Below are 249 nucleotides of genomic sequence, written 5' to 3'. Positions count from 1 at the left end.
CGCTACCTTTTACCGTTTTCACAACTTCAGCATTTTCCCACTCTAACGTTTTTGCAACTGTCTCAAATAGTTCAGAAGCAATAATATATTTTTCATCATTTACTTTTACAATAGCGTATTCAAGTTCTGGGTGAACAGAAATACCTAAGTTTGCAGGTAACGTCCAAGGTGTTGTTGTCCAGATAATAAATTTCTCATCACCTTCTAATACGTTCTTTCCGTCTTTTACAGGGAATGCTACGTAAATAG

1 protein-coding gene is annotated in these 249 nt (G+C 35.7%); it reads right to left on the bottom strand.

All coding sequences use genetic code 11. The annotated features are described in order from the left end of the window. The coding region (locus SB658_RS26205) for a hypothetical protein (protein WP_410603411.1) at positions 1-249 on the bottom strand (249 nt) is incomplete at both ends.

It is taken from the genome of Bacillus sp. SIMBA_008 (genome assembly GCF_046535495.1).
Lineage (GTDB): Bacteria > Bacillota > Bacilli > Bacillales > Bacillaceae > Bacillus > Bacillus subtilis.
The sequence above is the reverse complement of the archived record's forward strand: the minus strand, read 5'-3'. Positions and strand labels throughout refer to the sequence as shown.